Below are 18,031 nucleotides of genomic sequence, written 5' to 3'. Positions count from 1 at the left end.
AAAAAGCTGGTCGGCGCCCGCAACGGCAGTCCGATGGTCGTCGGCATCGGCGACAACGAGTTCTTCCTCGCCAGCGACGTCGCCGCCATCCTCGCCCACACGCGGCAGGTCATCTACCTCGACGACCACGAGATGGTGGTGATCGACGAGGGCCAGTTCCACACGAAGACCATCCGCAACGAGATGGTCGAGAAGAGCGTGCAGGAGGTGACCTGGGATCTCGAGAGCATCGAGAAGGGCGGCTACGAGCACTTCATGCTCAAGGAGATCACCGAGCAGCCGACGACGATCCGCAATTCCTTCCGCGGTCGCCTGATCCAGGACGAGGGCAAGGCCAAGCTCGGCGGGCTGATCCACAACCTGGACGAGCTGCGCGCGGCCGACCGCATCATCTTCCTCGCCTGCGGGACGAGCTGGCATGCCGCCCTCATCGGCGAGTACATGATCGAGCGGCTCGCGCGCATCCCGGTCGAGGTCGAGTACGCCTCGGAGTTCCGCTACCGCAACCCGATCATCGGCGAGCACAACGTCGCCTGGGCGATCAGCCAGTCCGGCGAGACGGTGGACACCCTCGCGGCGATGCGCGAAGCCCGCACCAAGGGCGCCAAGGCCCTCGGCCTCGTCAACGTGGTCGGCAGCACGATCGCGCGCGAGAGCGACGGCGGCGTCTACATCCACGCCGGGCCGGAGATCGGCGTCGCCTCGACCAAGGCCTTCACGAGCCAGGTGACGGTGTTCGCGATCATCGCCCTCCTGCTCGGGCGCATGCGCAACCTGTCCAAGGACCAGGGACAGGAACTCGTGCGCGAGCTGCAGGCGATCCCCGAGAAGGTCGAGGGAATCCTGACGATGGACGCCAAGATCCGCGAGATCGCCGAGATCTACGCGGGGGCGAACAACTTCCTCTACCTCGGCCGCGGGATCAACTTCCCGGTCGCGCTCGAGGGCGCCCTCAAGCTGAAGGAGATCAGCTACGTGCACGCCGAGGGCTACCCGGCGGCCGAGATGAAGCACGGCCCGATCGCGCTCATCGACGCCAACATGCCGGTCGTCTTCGTCAGTCCGCGCGGGAACAACGAGAAGATCCTCGGCAACATGGAAGAGGTGCGGGCGCGCAAGGGCAAGATCATCGCCGTCGTCAACCAGGGCGACGCGGCGGCGGCCAGCCTCGCCGAGCACGTGATCGCGATCCCGGAGACGGTCGAGTACCTCTCGCCGCTGCTGACGGTGATTCCGCTGCAGCTGCTCGCCTATCACATCGCCATCCTGCGCGGCTGCAACGTGGACCAGCCGCGCAACCTGGCCAAGAGCGTCACCGTGGAGTGAGGGGAATGCTGCGCAAGATCGTCCAGACGGGGGCAGCTCCGGCGGCCGTCGGCCCCTACAGCCAGGCCGTACAGAGCGGCGACTTCCTCTACAGCGCTGGCCAGGTACCGCTCGATCCCGCGACCGGCAAGCTCGTCCCCGGGGATATCGGGGCCCAGACCCACCAGGTGATGAAGAACCTGGCCGCGATCTTGGCCGCCGCGGGCGCCGGCTTCGGCGACGTCGTGAAGACGACCTGCTTCCTCGCCGACATGGCCGACTTCGCCGCCTTCAACGCGGTCTACGCCGAGTACTTCGCGGGGGTGGCGCCGCCGGCGCGCTCGACCGTCGCCGTGGCCGGCCTGCCCCTGGGCGCCCGCGTGGAAGTGGAACTCGTGGCGCGCCTGCCGGGTTAGCCCGCGGCCCGGCGCGTCCGTTCTCCCCCGGCCGCGATGCGCACTGGACGGCGCGCCCAGCGCCCACTACACTGGCGCGGCTTTCGGGAGTGGATGGGTCCTGGTGGGCCCCGAGGACTTCAAATCCTTCTGCCGGGTGCTAATCCCATCCGGGGTGGGTTCGATTCCCACGCATTCCCGCCATCTCTCCCGCCGAGGTCGCATGCGCCCGCTTCTGTCCGCCCTGCTCGCCGGCCTCCTGCTGTCCGCCCTGCCGCTCGCGGCGGCAGCCCAGAGCCCCGAGGCCGCGCCGCCGGACAGCGGCGTCGCGCAGCTGCGCGCGGAGCGCCTCGCGGCGGCGCCGCCGGCGAGTCGCAACGCGCGTCTGGCGATGTCGGCCAGCCTCGTCTTTCCCGGCCTCGGCCAGCTCTACAACGACGAAGGCTGGCGCTCCCTGGTCGTCTTCGGCTGGGAGGCCTACTACCTCTCGGTGATCCTGCGCGAGGGGCAGCGCGCCGACCTCTACAAGCGCCGGGCGGCCGCGCTCGGCGAGGGCGAGACCTGGCGCGGGCTCGACTCCGCGGCCCTGCGCGAGCGCTTCCACGCGCACGAGAAGCGGCAGACCGACTACGTCTGGTACACCGGCGCTCTCGTGCTGGCGAGCGTCCTCGACGCCTACGTTTTCGCCAATCTGCACGGCTTCGAGACCGACGACATCCGCGGCCGGCGCGCCGCCGTCCTGCCCAGCCTGGACCTCGGCGCCCAGGGCGTCGGCCTCCAGCTGCGGGTCTCCTTCTAGGCGGCCATGTCCAATCGCGAGCGCATCCGCAACTTCTGCATCATCGCGCACATCGACCACGGCAAGTCGACGCTCGCCGACCGCCTGCTCGAGCTGACCGGCACGCTGGGCGCGCGGCAGATGCAGGACCAGGTTCTGGACAACATGGACCTCGAGCGCGAGCGGGGCATCACGATCAAGAGCCATCCGATCGCGATGCGCTACCGGGACGCCGACGGCGAGGAGTACCTCTACAACCTCATCGACACCCCCGGGCACGTGGACTTCAGCTACGAGGTGAGCCGCAGCCTCGCCGCCTGCGAGGGCGCGATCCTCGTCGTCGATGCGGCGCAGGGGGTCGAGGCGCAGACGCTCGCCAACCTCTATCTGGCGATGGAGAACGAGCTCGCGCTGCTGCCCGTGCTGAACAAGATCGACCTGCCGGCCGCCCGCACGGAGGAGGTGCGCGCCGAGCTGGTGCGCATTCTCGGCGTCGCGCCCGAGTCGGTGCTACTCGTCAGTGCGAAGACGGGCCTGGGCGTGCCCGAACTGCTGGCGGCCATCGCCCGCGATCTGCCGCCGCCGCCGGACCGGCGCGCCGCGCCGGCGCGGGCGCTCATCTTCGATTCCAGCTACGACAGCTACCTGGGCGCCATCGCCACCGTGCGCGTGAAGGACGGCGGCTTCGCTCGCGGCGACCGCGTGCGCTTCCTGAGCACGGAGCGCGAATACGACGTGCAGGAGGTCGGCCAGTTCGTCCTCGGCCGCCGCCCGACGGCGCGCCTGGACTGCGGCGAGGTGGGCTACGTCATCACCGGCGCCAAGGAGGTGCGCTTCGTGCAGGTCGGCGACACGCTGGCCGCCGCGCAGACGCCGCCCCTGGCGCCCCTGCCCGGCTACCGGCCGGCGAAGCCGATGGTCTTCAGCGGCCTCTACCCGGCGCAGACCGAGGACTACGAGGGCTTGCGCGAGGCCCTGCTCAAGCTGCAGCTCAACGACTCGGCGATCAGCTTCGAGCCCGAGACGAGCAGCGCCCTCGGCTTCGGCTTCCGCTGCGGCTTCCTCGGCCTGCTGCACATGGAGATCGTGCAGGAGCGCCTCGAGCGCGAATTCGCTCTCACCCTGATCGCGACGCTGCCGAACGTCGAGTTCCACGCCGAGCTGAAAGACGGCAGCCAGGTGATCGTCGCCAATCCGGCGCAGATGCCGGACCCGAACGCGCTGGTCAGCGTGAGCGAGCCCGTCGTGCGCGGGACCATCTACACGCCCTCGGAGTACGTGGGCGCGGTGATGCGGCTGTGCATCGAACGCCGCGGCATCCAGGAGGGGATGAGCTACCTCGACGACAAGCGCGTCGAGCTGCACTTCCGCCTGCCGCTGGCCGAGGTGGTAGTGGACTTCTACGACCGCCTCAAGAACGGCACCCGCGGCCACGCCAGCTTCGACTACGAGTACGCCGGCCACGAGGCGAGCGAGCTCGTCAAGCTGAGCGTGCTCGTCAACGGCGAAGCGGTCGACGCGCTCTCGAGCATCGTCCACCGCGACAAGGCCGAGGCCTGGGGCCGGCTCCTGATCGAGAAGCTCAAGACCGAGATCCCGCGCCAGCTCTTCCAGGTCGCGCTGCAGGCGGCGATCGGCGGGCGCATCATCGCCCGCACGAACATCAGCGCCCTGCGCAAGAACGTGACGGCTAAGTGCTACGGCGGCGACATCACGCGCAAGCGCAAGCTGCTCGAGAAGCAGAAGGAAGGCAAGCGCCGGATGAAGCAGGTGGGCAACGTCGAGATCCCCCAGGAAGCCTTCCTGGCGGTGCTCAAGATGGAAAGGTAGGCAGGCATGGCCAAGCAGGCTGCGGGCAAGAAGAAGTCGGCCCTGAAGGAGACCGTCGACGTCGTCGTCTGGGCGGTGGTGATGGCCTTCCTCGCGCGGAGCTTCCTGATCCAGGCCTTCCGCATCCCGAGCGGCAGCATGGAGGACACCCTGCTCGTCGGCGACTTCCTCTTCGTGAACAAGTTCCTCTACGGCCCGCAGATTCCCTTCACGGACATCCGCCTGCCCGGCCTGCGCGAGCCGCGCCCCGGCGACATCATCGTCTTCCGGTTCCCCGGCGAGAAGGACGACTACATCAAGCGCTGCGTCGCCGTCGGCGGCCAGACGCTCGAGGTGCGCAACGGCGAGATCACCCTCGACGGCCGGCGCCAGGACGAGGGCTACACGAAGTTCCTCCACAGCGGGCAGGGCGGCGCCGCCCGCAACTTCGGCCCCTACCGGGTGCCCGAGGGCAAGATCTTCATGATGGGGGACAACCGCGACAACAGCCGCGATAGCCGCGTGCTGGGGCCGGTCGACTGGCGCAAGGCCGTGCGCGGCAAGGCCATCTTCATCTACTGGTCCTGGGACAAGGAGAAGAAGCTGCCGCGCCTGAGCCGCCTCGGCGACCTCATTCATTGAGGCCCTGCCAGATGCGCGGGCTCTACGTCCACGTGCCCTTCTGCGCGAGCCGCTGCAGCTACTGCGGCTTCTACACGCTCGCGGCCGGCGACCAGGAGCGCTACCTGGCCGCCCTGCTCGCGCAGCTCGCGCGCGAGGCGCCGCTGCTGGGTGGTGCGGCGGCGAGCATCTACCTGGGTGGGGGCACGCCGAGCTGGCTGGCGCCCGCCGCCCTGGAGCGCCTGCTGGGCTTCCTCGCTCCGCGCCTCGCGCCGGGCGGCGAGTTCAGTGTCGAGTGCAATCCCGAGGACGTCGACACCGCCCTCCTCGCGCGGCTCACCGCGGGGGGCGTGACCCGCGTCAGCCTCGGCCTGCAGTCGACGGCCGACGCCGAGCTCGCCGCGGTCGGCCGCCGCCACGACGCCGCGCGCGGTCTGGCCGCCCTCGATGCGCTCGTCGCCTCGGGCCTGCGCGTCTCCGTGGATCTCCTGCTCGGCCTGCCGCTGCAGACGCCGGCCAGCTTCGCCGCCAGCCTCGCGGCCGTGCTCGCGCGCCGGCCCGAGCACCTCTCGCTCTACTGCCTCGAGCTCGATGCGGAAGCATCCCTCGCGCGGCGCTTCCGCAGCGAGCCCGGCCTCGATCCCGGCGAGGACTTCCGCGCCGACCGCTACCTGGAAGCCCACGCGCGTCTTGCGGAGGCCGGCTACGCGGCCTACGAGGTCTCCAACTGGTGCCTCGCGGGCGGCGAGTGCCGGCACAACCTCGCCATCTGGCGGGGCGGAGAGTTCCTGGGGCTCGGGCCGGGGGCGCACTCCCGCCTGGGCGGTCGCCGCTGGTCCTGGCTCCCGGACCTGGCTGCCTGGCAGGCCGCGCTGCTCGCCGGCGCGCCCGCCCCCAGCGAGGAAGACCCCCCGGACGCCCAGGCGCTCGCCCTCGAGCGCCTGCTGCTCGGTCTGCGCACGCGCGAAGGACTGCCCCTGGACGAACCCCTGCTCGCCGGCCACGCGGATTTCCTCGTCCGCTGCGAAGCCCAGGGCTGGGCCCGCCGCGCCGCCGGCCGCTGGCAGCTCACGCCTCCGGGCTGGCTGCGCCTGGACGGGATCCTCGCCGCCCTGGCCTCTTGACAGCCCCCGCCCCCTGGCCTAGATTCTGGCCGATCATCAGAACAGGTTGATTTCTATGGACTTCAGGTATTACGACGTCCCCCAGGACCGCCAGCTCCGCATCCTCGACGCGGTGATCCGCCTGTACACGGAGCGGGCCGAGCCTGTCAGCTCGGCAGCGGTCTCCCGCGCTCTGGAGCACAGCTGGTCCTCGGCCACCGTGCGCAACGTCTTCACCGAGCTGGACGAGCTGGGCTGGCTGGTCCAGCCGCACCGAGCGGCGGGGCGCATCCCCACGGACCTGGGCTACCGGGTCTACGTCGAGCGCGTGGTACGCCCCGCCCCGCGCGGCCGCGACTGGCAGCCGCAGCTGGCCAGCGCCCTGGGGCCGCAGGCCGACAGCCTGGCCCAGCAGCTCGAGCGGGCGGCGCGGCTGATCAGCCGCCTTAGCCACGCGCTGGGGATCTCGCTGCTGATCGTCTCGCCGCCCGAAGCCCGCCGCGCCGACGCCCAGGGCCGGCCCCGGCTCACCGGGGTCGAGGAGCTGCTCGGCCTGCCGGAGTTCGAGGACCCGCGCCGGCTGCGCGTGCTCGTCCACCTGCTCGACGACGCGACGTCGGTAGGCGAGTCCCTGCGCGCGCTCACCGACCCGCCGGGCCAGGTGCAGGTGCGCATCGGCAGCGAGAACACGCTGAGCGAGCTGGGCCAGTTCAGCCTGGTCGGCGCCTGCATCCAGCGCTCCGACGAGAGCGCGATCATGGGCCTGCTCGGGCCCGTGCGCATGGAGTATCCCCTGGTCCTGGGCAGCATGGAGGCCCTGGTGGCCCTGCTGCACGACCGCGGCCGCGAAGCCTGGAGCTGACCTGACCATGAGCGGCAAGCGCCAGCGCGAGACCCCGCCCGAGGCAGCCGCCGGCAGCGCCGAGGCGGCGAAGGCCGCCGAGCGGCGCGACGCCGCGGGCGCGCCCGAGACCCCGGCCGAGCCGGCGCCCGAGGCGGCGGTCGCGGCCCCGGCGGTCGAGGTCCTCGCTCTCACGGAGCGCCTCGCCGCCCTGAGCGGCGAGCAGGACCGCCTGCTTCGCCTGCTGGCCGAGCGCGAGAATCAGGTGAAGCGCATGGAGCGGGACCAGGAGCGCGAACGCCTGCGCCTGCAGGGCGAGCTGGTCGGCGCCCTGCTGCCTCTCGCCGACGACCTCGAGCGCGCCCTCGGGCTCCTCGAAGCCGAAGCGGCGGCCCACGCAGAGGGCCTGCGCCTCATCGCCCAGCGCCTCGAGGCGCTGCTCGCCGCCTTCGGCCTGGAGCCCATCGCCGCCCTCGGCGAGCGCTTCGATCCGCGCCTCCACGAGGCCCTGGTCCAGTTGCCCGCCACCGAGGCCGAGAAGGGCACGGTGATCCAGGAGCTGCAGCGCGGCTATCGGCTCGGCGAGCGCGTGATCCGCCCGGCCAAGGTCGCCGTGGCCGGCTAGGAGAGCGATGGCCCAGCGCGACTACTACGAGGTGCTCGGTCTGGAGCGCAGCGCGGACGAGGCGGCCATCCGCAAGGCCTACCGCAAGCTGGCCATGCAGTACCACCCCGACCGCAACCCGAACGACAAGAGCGCCGAGGAGAAGTTCAAGGAGGCGACCGAGGCCTACGAGGTCCTCAAGGACCCCCAGAAGCGCCAGGCCTACGATCAATTCGGGCACGCCGGCGTTTCGGGGCAGGGTTTCGGCGGCGCGGGCCCCTTCGGCGGTGGCCAGGGCATCGACCTCGAAGAGGCCCTGCGCTCCTTCATGCGCGACTTCGGCTTCGAGTCCTTCTTCGGCGGTGGTCCCCGCCAGGCGAGCGGACCCGATCGCGGCGGCCGCGACCTGCGCGTGCGCGTGCGGCTCTCGCTCGAGGAGGTCGCCCAGGGGGCCGACAAGCAGATCCGCATCAAGAAGAAGCAGAGCTGCGCAACCTGCGGCGGCAGTGGCCAGCGCCCCGGCTCGCGCGCCCAGCGCTGCGGCGAGTGCCAGGGCAGCGGCGAGATCCGGCGCGTGCAGCGCTCCATCCTCGGTCAGTTCGTCAGCGTCAGCCCCTGTCCGCGCTGCCGCGGCGAAGGCGCGCTGATCGGCGACCCCTGCGGCGAGTGCCAGGGCGAGGGGCGCGTGGCCGGCGGCGAGACGCTCACGGTGGCGATCCCGCCCGGCGTTTCGACGGGCGACTACATTCCCCTGCGCGGCAAGGGCGAGGCCGGCCTGCGCGGCGGGCCGGCGGGGGACGTCATCGTGCTGATCGAGGTGGAGGAGCACGCCCTCTTCCAGCGCGCGCGCCAGGACCTCTTCCTCGAACTGCCCGTGAGCTACGCGACGCTCGCGCAGGGCGGCAAGGTCGAGGTGCCCACGCTCGAGGGCGCGGCCAAGCTCAGCGTGCCGCCGGGCACGCAGAGCCATCAGCTCTTTCGCCTGCGCGACAAGGGACTGCCCCAGCTCAACGCGCGGCGGCGCGGCGACCTCATCGTGCGGCTCGTCTGCTGGACGCCGGGCCGTCTGGGCCGCGAGGAGCAGAAGCTGATCGAGGAGCTCGAGCGGCTGCAGGCCGGGAAGCTGCCCGGCCCGCGGCGCCCCGCCTAGCCGCGTCCGCAGCGCCCGACCGAGAGGAGGAGCGATGAAGGAGGCGCCGGTCCTGCTCTGGCCCGCCCTCGCGCCCGGCGCGGGCGCGCTTCGCCTCGAGGGCGCGGCCCAGCACTACCTCTGTTACGTGCTGCGCCTGCGCGCGGGCGACGCCGTCGAGCTGCGCGACGGCCGCGGCGGCCTGGCCGCGGCGCGCCTGGAGCGCGTGACGAGGGCGGCTGCCGAGCTCGTCCACGGGCCTCGCGAAACGCCGCTCCCGCCCGCGCAGCCCGAGCTGCACCTCGCGCTGCCCCTGCTCAAGGGCCGCCGCCTCGACTGGGTGCTCGAGAAGGGCACCGAGCTGGGCGTTGCCGGCTTCGCGCTCTACCTCGGCCGCCACGGCGTCGTGCAGCGCGAAACCCGCCCGGAGCGCTACGCCGAGATCCTGCGGGCGGCCTTCATGCAGAGCCGCCGCCTCCTGCTGCCCAGCCTCGGCGGGCCGCAACCCTTCGCCGACCTGCTTGCCGATGCGCGCGAGCGCGGCTGGCGCCAGTGCTGGGCCGACGAGCGGCGCGCTGGGCAGGGCGACGGGCCGCTCCCGGCGGCCGATGCGCGGCCCCTGCTCGCCTGGATCGGGCCCGAGGGCGGCTTCGCGGCCGAGGAGCGCGAGGCTCTCGGCGCCGTCGCCGAGGCGGCACTGGACCTCGGCCCCTGGCGACTGCGCGCCGAGACGGCCGCGCTCGCGCTCGCCTGTCGCCTGCTGCTGCCGGTCCCCGCCCAGGCGGGCTGGCCGCGTTGACAGTTGCCGAATGCGCATCTATACTGGCTAAGTTTTTTACTTTTCGCCTCTTCTCACCCTGGCTGACGCCCCCTGGCGGCAGGAGGACGATGAGCCTGCAAGAGCGATTGGACGCGGATCTGAAGACCGCCCTCAAGAGCGGGGACAAGCAGCGCGTGAGCGTCATCCGCATGCTGCGGGGAGAGCTGACCAACGAGCGCATCGAGCTGGGCCGCGCGCCGGACGCTCGCGAGGAACTCGAGGTGCTCTCCCGCTATGCGCGCAAGCGCCGCGACGCCGCCGCCGAGTACGCCAAGGGCGGCCGCCAGGATCTCGTCGACAAGGAGCTGGCCGAGGCCGAGATCACCCAGGGCTACCTGCCCAGTGCGCTCGCCCCGGAGGCCCTCGGCGAGCTGGTGGGGGCGGTGATCACCGAGTTGGGCGCGAGCGGCATGAAGGACATGGGGCGGGTCATGAAGGAGGTCCTCCAGCGGGCTGCAGGGCGCGCCGACGGCGCCGCCGTGAGCGCGCTGGTCAAGACGCGGCTGGCGAGCTAGGCCGGCCCGCCGATGGCCAACGCCCTGCACATCCACCTCCTGGTGGCGGCACTGGCCGCCGCCATCCTGCTCGGCCTCTTCCATGGCCTGCGCGGCGGACTGCTGCGCAGCGCCTTCAAGCTCGCCGGCCTGGTCGCGGGTGTGGTCCTCGCGCGGCCCCTGGCGGCCAGCCTGGGGCCGCACCTGTCCTCCGCCTTCGATTTCCTCGGTGGGCGGCTGCTGCTCGTCCTCCTCTGTTTCGTGGCGATCGCGTCCGCCTTCTCGCTCGTCGGCTGGCTGCTCGCCCTCAGCCTGCGCTGGACGCCCCTCGTCTGGCTGGACCGAGCCGGCGGCGCCCTCTTCGGCGTGGGCATCGGGCTCATCGTCGCCGGCGTGCTGCTCGGCCTGCTCGAGCAGGTCGGCCTCGCCTCCCCGCTCATCGCCGGCGCCACGGGCTGGGAGGGCCGCTTCCTGCGCGGCATCGCCGCGCTGACGCCCACGCTCTTCGGCGGCCTCGAGCGCCTGGGTGGGCCCGCTCTCCTTCCGCCGGGCGCGGTCTGATGCCCTGGCTCGGCAGCACGCCCGCCCTGGCCGGCGGCGAGGTCGCCCGGCGCCTCGAGTTCCCCGAGCTGCTCGAGGAGCTCGCCGCGCGCACTCGTTTCGCCCGCAGCGCCGAGGCGCTGCGGGCCCTCACGCCCCTGGCCGACCGCGAGGCGATCGAGGCCCGGCGCCAGCGCGTGGCGGCCTGGCTGCGCCTGCTCGAGGAGGGCCGCGAGCCCGAGCTGGCGGGCCTCGCCGATCTCGGCGAGGCGATCGCCCGCGCGCGCACCCCGGGCGCGCAGCTGCCCGGCGAGCTGCTCCGGGACCTCGCGCGCTGCCTGCAGGCCCTGGTGCGCCTCGGGGACTTTCTCGCCGTCGAGCGGGCGCGCGCGCCGCAACTCCTCGCCGACTGGGGCAATCCGCCCGACCTGCGCGGCCTCGCCGGCGAGATCGAGCGCGCGATCGACGAAGCCGGCCGCGTGCGCGACGGCGCCAGCCCGGAGCTGGCGCGCCTGCGCGCGGCGATCCAGGGCAGCGAAACGCGGGTGCGCAGCCGGCTCGATGCCCTCATCAAGGAGCGCCTCGCCGAGGGCGAGCGCGACCTGCGTCCCCGCCTGCGCGGGGGCCGCCTGGTCCTGCCCGTGCGCCGCGAGCAGAAGAGCCAGCTGCCGGGCATCGTCCACGACAGCTCGGCGAGCGGCAAGACGCTCTTCGTCGAGCCGCTCGAGACCGTCGAACTGAACAACGCGATCAGCGCCCTGCTCGCCGCCGAGGCGCGCGAGTGCGCCCGGGTGCTCAAGGCCCTCACCGCGCGGGTCGGCGCCTGGGTGGAGCCCATCCGCGCCTGCCTGGACGCCTACCACCGCCTCGAGCTGCCGCTGGCCGCCGCGCAGCTCGCCCGCGAGCGCGGTTGGCAGTGGGCGGAATGGTCGCCGCCAACGGAGGATCGCCTGGTCCTGCGCGGCGCCGCGCACCCGCTCCTCGCGCGCTACCTGCCCGCGGGCGCCCCGCCCGTGCCGCTGGCATTGGACCTCGGCGCCGCGCAGCGCCTGCTGCTCGTCACCGGCCCGAACACCGGCGGCAAGACGGTGCTGCTGAAGACCCTCGGCCTGCTCGTCCTGATGAACCAGTGCGGGCTCCCGCTGCCCGTCGCCGAGGGCAGCCGCCTGCCGCTCTTCACCGGTCTCTTCGCCGACATCGGCGACGAGCAATCCCTGCGCGATTCGCACTCCACCTTCAGCGCGCACCTGGCGCGCCTGGGCGAGATGGCGGCCGGCGCCGATCCTGGTGCCCTGATCCTCGTCGACGAGATCGGCGACGGCACCGACCCCGAGGAGGGCGCCGCCCTCGCCCAGGCCCTCATGGGCCACTGGATCGCCCGCGGCGCCCGCGCGGTGGTCACCACGCACTTCGGCGTGCTCAAGGGCTTCGCCCAGGCGACTGCCGGCGCCGTCAACGGCGCGATGGACTTCGACGCCGTCCAGCGCCGGCCGCTGTTCACGCTGAGCCTGGGCGTGCCGGGCGCGAGCCGCGCGCTCGCGACGGCGCGCCGGCTCGGCATGGACCCCGGCGTGCTCGCCGAGGCGGAGCGCCTGCTGGGCGCCGAGGCGATGTCCCTGGAAGCCCTGCTCGAGCGCCTCGAGCGCGAGACGCAGGCCGCGGCCACGGCCCGCAGCGAGGCCGAGCGCCTGCGCGCCGAGGAGCAGCGCCTCGCCGCCGAGTACGGCGAGCGCCTGGCGCACGTGCGCGGCGAGGAGCGCGCGATCCTCGCCGCTGCGCGCGCCGAAGCCGAGCGGTTCCTCGCCCAGGCGCGCCGCGATTTCGAGCAGGCCGTGAAGGCCTTGCGCGAGCGGGAGGCGGACCGCGAGAGCATCCGCGAGGGCCGCGCGCTGCTCGCGCGCCTGGCGGACGCGCTGCCGGCGCCGCCGGCGGCGGCAGCGGAGCCGCTGCCGCCGCTCGTCCACTGGCGGGCGGGCGATCGCGTGCGCGTGCGGGCCAGCGGTCAGACGGCGGAGATCCTCGAGGCGGCGGGCAACGGGCGCCTGCGCGTCTCGCTACGGGGCCTGTCCATCGTGCTGCCCATCGCGGAGTTGAGCCCACTGCCGGCCGGCGCCGGGGCGCCGGAGCCGGTGTCGGCGCGGGAGCGCTTCGCCGGCGTCAGCTACGAGGCGGCTGGCCCGGAGTCCTATCGCCTCGACCTGCGGGGGATGCGTGCCGAGGAGGCGAGCGAGGCGCTCGACAGCTTCCTCGACGGCGCGCTGCTGGCGGGCTTCCACCTGGTGGAGATCCTGCACGGCAAGGGGGAGGGCGTCCTCCGCGAGGAGGTGCGCCGGCGGCTGAGCCGCGATCCGCGCGTCGCCCGCTTCACGCTCGCCGACCAGAACCGCGGCGGCAGCGGCGTGACGGTCGTGCGCCTGGCCGGCGACGGCGAGGCGGCGCCGGGAGGCCCTCGGCATGACGACTAGGGGCGGGCAGGAGCGGGGCGACTTCAAGGAGCGCGTCCGCTCGGCGACGGACATCGTCGAGCTGATCGGCCAGTACGTGAAGCTGCGCCGTGTGGGCAGCAACTGGCAGGGGCTCTGTCCCTTCCATCACGAGAACAGCCCCAGCTTCAACGTCAACCAGGAACGGCAGAACTTCTACTGCTTCGGCTGCGCGAAGGGGGGCGACGTCTTCAGCTTCGTCATGGAGCAGGAGGGGCTCGCCTTCCGCGAGGCGCTCGAGCACCTGGCGCGGCGGGCGGGGATTCCCATCGAGACCGCCGGCGGCGGCGGTGGCGAGCGCAGCCGGAGCGAGCTCTACCAGCGCATCAACGCGGCCAGCGCCGACTTCTACGCCCGCCAGCTCCGCGAGGCGCCCGCCGCCGAACGCGCCCGCGACTACCTGCGGCGGCGGGGGGTGGGCGAAGGCGCCTGGGCCGACTGGGGGCTGGGCTACGCGGGCCAGTCCTGGCGCGACCTGCACCAGCAGCTCGCGCGGCTCGGCTTCCCGCCCGAGCGCTGCGAGGAGCTGGGCCTGATCCGCCACAAGGCCTCGGGGCCGGGCTACTACGACGCCTTTCGCAACCGTGTGATGTTCCCCGTGCGCTCGGTGGCCGGCCGCGTGCTCGGCTTCGGCGCTCGGGTCATGGACGACAGCCTGCCCAAGTACGTCAACTCGGCCGACAGCCCGGTCTACACGAAGAAGGCGATCCTCTACGGGCTCGACCGGGCCTGGCGCGAGATCCGGCGCGCGAAGCTGGGGCTGCTCGTCGAGGGCTACTTCGACGTCATCAGCCTGCACCTGGCCGGCATCCCGCTCGCGGTGGCCGCCTGCGGCACGGCCTTCAGCAGCGACCAGGCGAAGCTGCTCGGGCGCTACACGGAGCGCGTCTGCGTCGTCACCGACGGCGACGCGGCGGGCGGCAAGGCGGCCGTGCGCGCGGCGGGCGTCCTGCTCACCGTGGGGCTTCGCCCCAGCGTGCTCGCCCTGCCGCGCGGGGAGGATCCGGACAGCCTGGTCCGGGCCGAGGGCGGCGAGGCCTTCCGCGAGCGGCTGCGCGGCGCGCCCGACTACTTCGCCTTCCTGCGCGGCCTGGTCAAGGCGCGCGGGGACCGGCCGGCCGAGCGCGAGCGCGCCGTGCGCCGCATCCTCGAGGACCTGACCGCATTCCCGGAGGGGGATCTGCACCTGGAGAGCCTGCTCGAGGAGCTGGCCCAGACCTTCGCCGTCGAGCGGAGCGTGCTCCTGCGCACGCTCCAGGCCACGCGCCGCGGCGAGGGGCGCGCCGCGCCCCGGCGGCCGGCCGGCCCGGCAGCGGCCGCAGAAGCGGGCGGCGAGCTGCCGGCCTCGGAGCAGGAGCAGCGGGAGAAGCTGATGCTGGCGGTCCTGCTGGGGCCGGGGACCGAGCGGGAGACGGTCTTCCGGCTGCTGCGGCCGGAGGACTTCGGCGACCCGCTGCGGGCGCGCCTCTTCTCCGTGCTCGCCGCCCTCGGCCGGGTCCCGGACAGCCGGGAACTGGGTGAACTCTTTCCCGATCCGGCGGCGGCGCGGGCGGTCAGCGAGCTGACCTTCCTGCGCCTGCCGGCCGGCAGCGCGGGCGATTGGGTGCGCCAGAGCGCCCTGCGCGTTAAATTGAAGCGGATGCTCGACCTGAACCGCGATTTCCAGGGTCGGGTCCAGGCGATGGAACTTGCGGGCGAGGAGGTCTCGGCCGATCTTCTCGCGGAGTGGCGGCATGTGGGCGAGGCCATCCGCGGCCTGCGGGCCGAGATCGATCGCATCCTCGAAGCACAGAAGGGGTCCTGAACGTGAGCAAGTCCAAGACCAGCCGCATCGTCGTCGCCCTCAAGAAGCTCGTCGGCAAGAAGAACTACCTCCTGCACGACGACATCTACGAGCAGTTCTCCGAGGACTTCGACATCGATGCGGTGGACGTCGTCTACTCGCGCCTCGCCGAGCTGGGCATCGAGGTCTTCGACAGCGAAGAGGAGGCCAAGACCAAGCTGCGCGCCCAGGAGGCGCGGGCCAAGAAGCTCAACGAAAAGATGAGCCAGGCCGCCGCCCAGAGCATGCGCTACGACGACCCCGTCCGCATGTACCTGCGCGAGATGGGCAAGGTGCCGCTCCTGGACCGCGAGGGCGAGATCGCCATCGCCAAGCGCATCGAGGCCGGCAAGCACCAGGTGCTCGAGGCCCTCTTCTGCTCCCCCTTCTCCGATGCCCACGTCGACCGCTGGATCGAGGAGCTGACGAGCGGCACGCTGAGCGTCGAGGAGCTGATCCAGGTCGACACCGGCGGCTACCAGGAGCACCACACGCCCCAGAAGCGCGACAAGTCCACCGCCGTGCGCACCCTGCGGCGCTTGCGCAAGCTGAGCGAGGAGATCGCCGCCTGCGAGGAGAAGCTCTCCCGCGCCGACACCGAGCGCAAGAAGGTGGCCGCCCAGAAGGCGCTCCAGAGCCGGCGCGAGGCCTGGCTGGAGCTGCTGCACGGGCTGAACCTGCAGCCCAAGCGCGTCGACGAGCTCGTCGGCGCCCTGCGCGGCGTGCACGACGAGTTCCAGGTCGCGGCCAAGCAGGTGCACCACTACGAGAAGTTCCTCGGCATGAACTTCGAGGAGCTGCGCGAGACCATCGCGCGCATGAAGGAGCGCGGCTGGAAGAACATCCAGCTCCGCGGCAAGGGCCGCTGGACCCTGACGGCGCTCGAGGACCTGCGCCGCAAGCAGAACACGCTCATCCGCAACCTGAAGACGCTCGAGAAGGAGCGCGGGGTCACGCGCGAGCAGCTGGAAGCGCTGCTCGCGCGCGTCGAGCAGGGCGAGCGCCGCGGCGAGCAGGCGAAGAAGGAGATGATCGAGGCCAACGTGCGCCTGGTCATCTCGATCGCCAAGCGCTACACGAACCGCGGCCTCGAGTTCTTGGACCTCATCCAGGAGGGCAACGGCGGCCTGATGCGCGCCGTCGACAAGTTCGACTACCGCAAGGGCTACAAGTTCTCCACCTACGGCACCTGGTGGATCCGCCAGGCGATCACGCGCGCCATCGCCGACCAGGCGCGCACGATCCGCGTGCCGGTGCACATGATCGAGGCGATCAACAAGGTGAGCCGGGCGAGCCGCAAGCTGATCCAGGAGTACGGCCGCGAGCCGACCCCCGAAGAGGTGGCCAAGTACCTCGCCTTCCCGGTGGAGAAGGTCAAGGGCGTCATGAAGGCCAGCATGGAGCCGATCAGCCTGGACCGGCCCATCGGCGAGGACGAGGACAGCAATCTCGGCGACTTCATCGAGGATCTGCACGCCGACAGCCCCGCCTCCTCGGCCGCGCACTCGATGCTGCAGGACCAGCTGACCAAGGTGCTGTCCACCTTGACCCGGCGCGAGGAGAAGGTGATCCGCCTGCGCTTCGGCCTGGGCGACGGCACGCCGCGCACGCTGGAGGAGGTGGGGACGATCTTCCAGGTCACCCGCGAGCGCGTCCGCCAGATCGAAGCGAAGGCGATCCGCAAGCTCCAGCACCCGAGCCGCGCGCGGAAGCTCAAGGGCTACGTCGAGAACTACTAGCGAGGACCTGTTGCGCGGGCTCGCAACCGCCGATCGGCGCGGCCAGCATCGCCTGGGACCAGTTGAGCCAGCAGGCGGGCACCGCCCTGCGCTGCGGCAACCCCCGCCTGCGCCTCGACCTGAACGCCAGCGGCCAGCGCTCGCTCTGCAAGAAGTGCCGCGTCAAGGACCTCGGCGACGAGCCGATGGAGTAGTGGTCAGCGCAGTCCCTCTCGGCAGCTGAGAGGAACGAGGACCTGCAGTCCTCGTGACGATGAGAGCGATGACGGGAAGGGCGGCTCCCCGGGAGCCGCCCTTTTTTCACCCGGCCGCGGCGCTTGACGCCGAGCGCCGTTCCCCCTAGCCTGGACGCGGCGGGCCCGAGCGGCAGCGGCCAACTTGGGCCCCGCGGGCCCATAGCTCAGTGGTGAGAGCAGGCGACTCATAATCGCCCAGTCGCAGGTTCAAGTCCTGCTGGGCCCACCGGCCGACCGCCCCTATCCCCGCGGTGCGCATGCAAAGCAGCGAGCAGCTCCTGGCGCTCTACCACCTCGACCGCCGCCTGGACTTCATCGCCCGGCGCCTGGCCGAGATCCCGGCGGCGCAGCGCGCTCTGGCGGCCGATGATGCGGCGCGCGCGGCGCGCCAGCGCGAGCGGGCGCAGGCCGCCGCCGAGCTGGCGGAGGCGCTGCGGCGGCTCGAGCGCGAGAGCGCTCAGCTGGCCGCCGAGCGCAGCCGCCTGCAGGCCCAGCAGCGCGCCGTGACCGACATGCAGGCCCTCGCCGCGAGCGAGCACCAGCTCGCGCGCAGCGCCGAGCGCATCGCCGGTGTGGAGAGCAGCATCCTCGTCAAGCTGGAAGCGCAGGAGATCCACGAGCGGGAGTTGGCCCTGCGCGCGGAGCGCGAGGGCGAGCAGGGGCGGGCCGCCGCGGCGGAGCGCGCGGCCCTGGCCGCGGAAGCGGCGGAGTGCGGGGCGGAGCGGGATCGGTCGCTGGCCGAGCGCGAGGCGCTCCTGGCCGCCCTGCCCGCCGCCGATGCCCGGCTCTACCGGCGCGTGTCCGGCAGCCACGGCCATCGCAGCCTGGTCGGCCTGCGCGGGGCCGGCTGTGGCGGCTGCGGCGCCGCGCTGCCGCCACAGGAGCTGGTCGAGCTGCGCAAGGAGGGCCGCGTGCTGATCTGCCAGGGCTGCGGCCGGCTCGTCCTGCGCGTGGAAGGAGAGGCCTGATGCCGGCCGGCCCGGACCCGCAACTCGACGCCCTGCTGAGCTACCTGCGCGGCGAGCGCCGCAGCCTGGGTCTCGACGCGGCGGCGCGCGCCGGCCTGGCCGCGCGCCTGGAAGCGGCGCTGGCCGGCGCGGCGCCACCGGCGCCCGCGCTCCCGGCGACCACGGCACTGCCGGCGTTGGGCAGTCCCCGCGCGGCGCGCGGCTGGCTGCTCGTCTTCACGGACGGCGCCAGCCGCGGCAACCCCGGTCCGGCCGCCGCGGGCTTCGTCCTCTATGCGGAGCAGGGCGAACTGCACCGCGAGGCCAGATCCCTCGGCGTGCTCACCAACAACCAGGCCGAGTAC

General features: G+C 72.6%; 17 protein-coding genes and 1 tRNA gene. All 18 read left to right on the top strand.

Annotated features, from left to right (window positions below; all coding sequences use genetic code 11):
* Positions 1-1,326 (top strand): glutamine--fructose-6-phosphate transaminase (isomerizing) (glmS, locus tag FJ251_05980; GenBank protein ID MBM4117280.1); only part of this gene is annotated, 1,326 nt, incomplete at its 5' end.
* Between the two features lie 5 nt (positions 1,327-1,331).
* A complete protein-coding gene (locus tag FJ251_05975) occupies positions 1,332-1,721 on the top strand; it encodes a reactive intermediate/imine deaminase (protein MBM4117279.1) in 390 nt (129 codons plus the stop codon).
* A 202-nt stretch (positions 1,722-1,923) separates the two neighbouring features.
* Positions 1,924-2,499 carry a hypothetical protein gene (locus tag FJ251_05970; protein ID MBM4117278.1) on the top strand — a complete coding sequence of 192 codons (576 nt, stop codon included), beginning with the start codon at positions 1,924-1,926 and terminating at the stop codon, positions 2,497-2,499.
* A 6-nt stretch (positions 2,500-2,505) separates the two neighbouring features.
* Positions 2,506-4,308, top strand: a complete 1,803-nt coding sequence (lepA, locus tag FJ251_05965; GenBank protein ID MBM4117277.1) for an elongation factor 4 — start codon at positions 2,506-2,508, stop codon at positions 4,306-4,308.
* 6 nt (positions 4,309-4,314) lie between these two features.
* On the top strand, positions 4,315-4,929 hold the full coding sequence (gene lepB / locus FJ251_05960) for a signal peptidase I (GenBank protein ID MBM4117276.1): 615 nt from the start codon (positions 4,315-4,317) through the stop codon (positions 4,927-4,929).
* 11 nt (positions 4,930-4,940) lie between these two features.
* On the top strand, positions 4,941-6,032 hold the full coding sequence (locus tag FJ251_05955) for a coproporphyrinogen III oxidase family protein (GenBank protein MBM4117275.1): 1,092 nt from the start codon (positions 4,941-4,943) through the stop codon (positions 6,030-6,032).
* Positions 6,033-6,087: 55 nt separating this feature from the next.
* Entirely contained in the window at positions 6,088-6,873 is a 786-nt protein-coding gene (locus FJ251_05950) for a hypothetical protein (GenBank protein ID MBM4117274.1), read from the top strand.
* 7 nt (positions 6,874-6,880) lie between these two features.
* Positions 6,881-7,477 (top strand): nucleotide exchange factor GrpE, encoded by a 597-nt coding sequence (locus FJ251_05945; GenBank protein ID MBM4117273.1) that lies wholly within the window; start codon positions 6,881-6,883, stop codon positions 7,475-7,477.
* Positions 7,478-7,484: 7 nt separating this feature from the next.
* Positions 7,485-8,606 carry a molecular chaperone DnaJ gene (gene dnaJ, locus FJ251_05940; GenBank protein ID MBM4117272.1) on the top strand — a complete coding sequence of 374 codons (1,122 nt, stop codon included), beginning with the start codon at positions 7,485-7,487 and terminating at the stop codon, positions 8,604-8,606.
* A gap of 34 nt (positions 8,607-8,640) precedes the next feature.
* Complete coding sequence (locus tag FJ251_05935; GenBank protein ID MBM4117271.1) at positions 8,641-9,384, top strand: 16S rRNA (uracil(1498)-N(3))-methyltransferase; 744 nt, start codon at positions 8,641-8,643, stop codon at positions 9,382-9,384.
* A gap of 89 nt (positions 9,385-9,473) precedes the next feature.
* Positions 9,474-9,920 (top strand): GatB/YqeY domain-containing protein, encoded by a 447-nt coding sequence (locus FJ251_05930; GenBank protein MBM4117270.1) that lies wholly within the window; start codon positions 9,474-9,476, stop codon positions 9,918-9,920.
* Positions 9,921-9,932: 12 nt separating this feature from the next.
* A complete protein-coding gene (locus FJ251_05925) occupies positions 9,933-10,460 on the top strand; it encodes a CvpA family protein (GenBank protein ID MBM4117269.1) in 528 nt (175 codons plus the stop codon).
* A complete protein-coding gene (locus tag FJ251_05920; GenBank protein ID MBM4117268.1) occupies positions 10,460-12,904 on the top strand; it encodes a hypothetical protein in 2,445 nt (814 codons plus the stop codon). Before FJ251_05925 ends, FJ251_05920 begins: the two co-directional genes overlap by 1 nt.
* Positions 12,894-14,726 (top strand): DNA primase, encoded by a 1,833-nt coding sequence (locus FJ251_05915; protein ID MBM4117267.1) that lies wholly within the window; start codon positions 12,894-12,896, stop codon positions 14,724-14,726. Before FJ251_05920 ends, FJ251_05915 begins: the two co-directional genes overlap by 11 nt.
* Positions 14,552-16,483, top strand: coding sequence for an RNA polymerase sigma factor RpoD (gene rpoD / locus FJ251_05910; GenBank protein MBM4117266.1), 1,932 nt, complete (start codon positions 14,552-14,554; stop codon positions 16,481-16,483). The genes FJ251_05915 and rpoD overlap by 175 nt, the downstream gene beginning before the upstream one ends.
* Positions 16,484-16,872: 389 nt before the next feature.
* Positions 16,873-16,948, top strand: a tRNA-Met gene (locus FJ251_05905).
* 28 nt (positions 16,949-16,976) lie between these two features.
* Positions 16,977-17,687, top strand: a complete 711-nt coding sequence (locus tag FJ251_05900; protein ID MBM4117265.1) for a hypothetical protein — start codon at positions 16,977-16,979, stop codon at positions 17,685-17,687.
* Positions 17,687-18,031: RNase H (locus FJ251_05895; GenBank protein MBM4117264.1), on the top strand; the 345-nt coding region annotated here is incomplete at its 3' end. The genes FJ251_05900 and FJ251_05895, both read left to right, overlap by 1 nt.

It is taken from the genome of bacterium (assembly GCA_016873475.1).
In the GTDB taxonomy this organism is placed as follows: domain Bacteria; phylum Krumholzibacteriota; class Krumholzibacteriia; order JACNKJ01; family JACNKJ01; genus VGXI01.
Note: the sequence above shows the minus strand (reverse complement) of the source record. Positions and strands in the feature narration are given on the sequence as shown.

Bases quoted from the DNA above. Each gene is read 5' to 3' on its own strand.
- FJ251_05975 (MBM4117279.1), top strand. From the start codon at position 1,332: ATGCTGCGCAAGATCGTCCAGACGGGGGCAGCTCCGGCGGCCGTCGGC.
- FJ251_05970 (MBM4117278.1), top strand. From the start codon at position 1,924: ATGCGCCCGCTTCTGTCCGCCCTGCTCGCCGGCCTCCTGCTGTCCGCC.
- lepA (MBM4117277.1), top strand. From the start codon at position 2,506: ATGTCCAATCGCGAGCGCATCCGCAACTTCTGCATCATCGCGCACATC.
- lepB (MBM4117276.1), top strand. From the start codon at position 4,315: ATGGCCAAGCAGGCTGCGGGCAAGAAGAAGTCGGCCCTGAAGGAGACC.
- FJ251_05955 (MBM4117275.1), top strand. From the start codon at position 4,941: ATGCGCGGGCTCTACGTCCACGTGCCCTTCTGCGCGAGCCGCTGCAGC.
- FJ251_05950 (MBM4117274.1), top strand. From the start codon at position 6,088: ATGGACTTCAGGTATTACGACGTCCCCCAGGACCGCCAGCTCCGCATC.
- FJ251_05945 (MBM4117273.1), top strand. From the start codon at position 6,881: ATGAGCGGCAAGCGCCAGCGCGAGACCCCGCCCGAGGCAGCCGCCGGC.
- dnaJ (MBM4117272.1), top strand. From the start codon at position 7,485: ATGGCCCAGCGCGACTACTACGAGGTGCTCGGTCTGGAGCGCAGCGCG.
- FJ251_05935 (MBM4117271.1), top strand. From the start codon at position 8,641: ATGAAGGAGGCGCCGGTCCTGCTCTGGCCCGCCCTCGCGCCCGGCGCG.
- FJ251_05930 (MBM4117270.1), top strand. From the start codon at position 9,474: ATGAGCCTGCAAGAGCGATTGGACGCGGATCTGAAGACCGCCCTCAAG.
- FJ251_05925 (MBM4117269.1), top strand. From the start codon at position 9,933: ATGGCCAACGCCCTGCACATCCACCTCCTGGTGGCGGCACTGGCCGCC.
- FJ251_05920 (MBM4117268.1), top strand. From the start codon at position 10,460: ATGCCCTGGCTCGGCAGCACGCCCGCCCTGGCCGGCGGCGAGGTCGCC.
- FJ251_05915 (MBM4117267.1), top strand. From the start codon at position 12,894: ATGACGACTAGGGGCGGGCAGGAGCGGGGCGACTTCAAGGAGCGCGTC.
- FJ251_05900 (MBM4117265.1), top strand. From the start codon at position 16,977: ATGCAAAGCAGCGAGCAGCTCCTGGCGCTCTACCACCTCGACCGCCGC.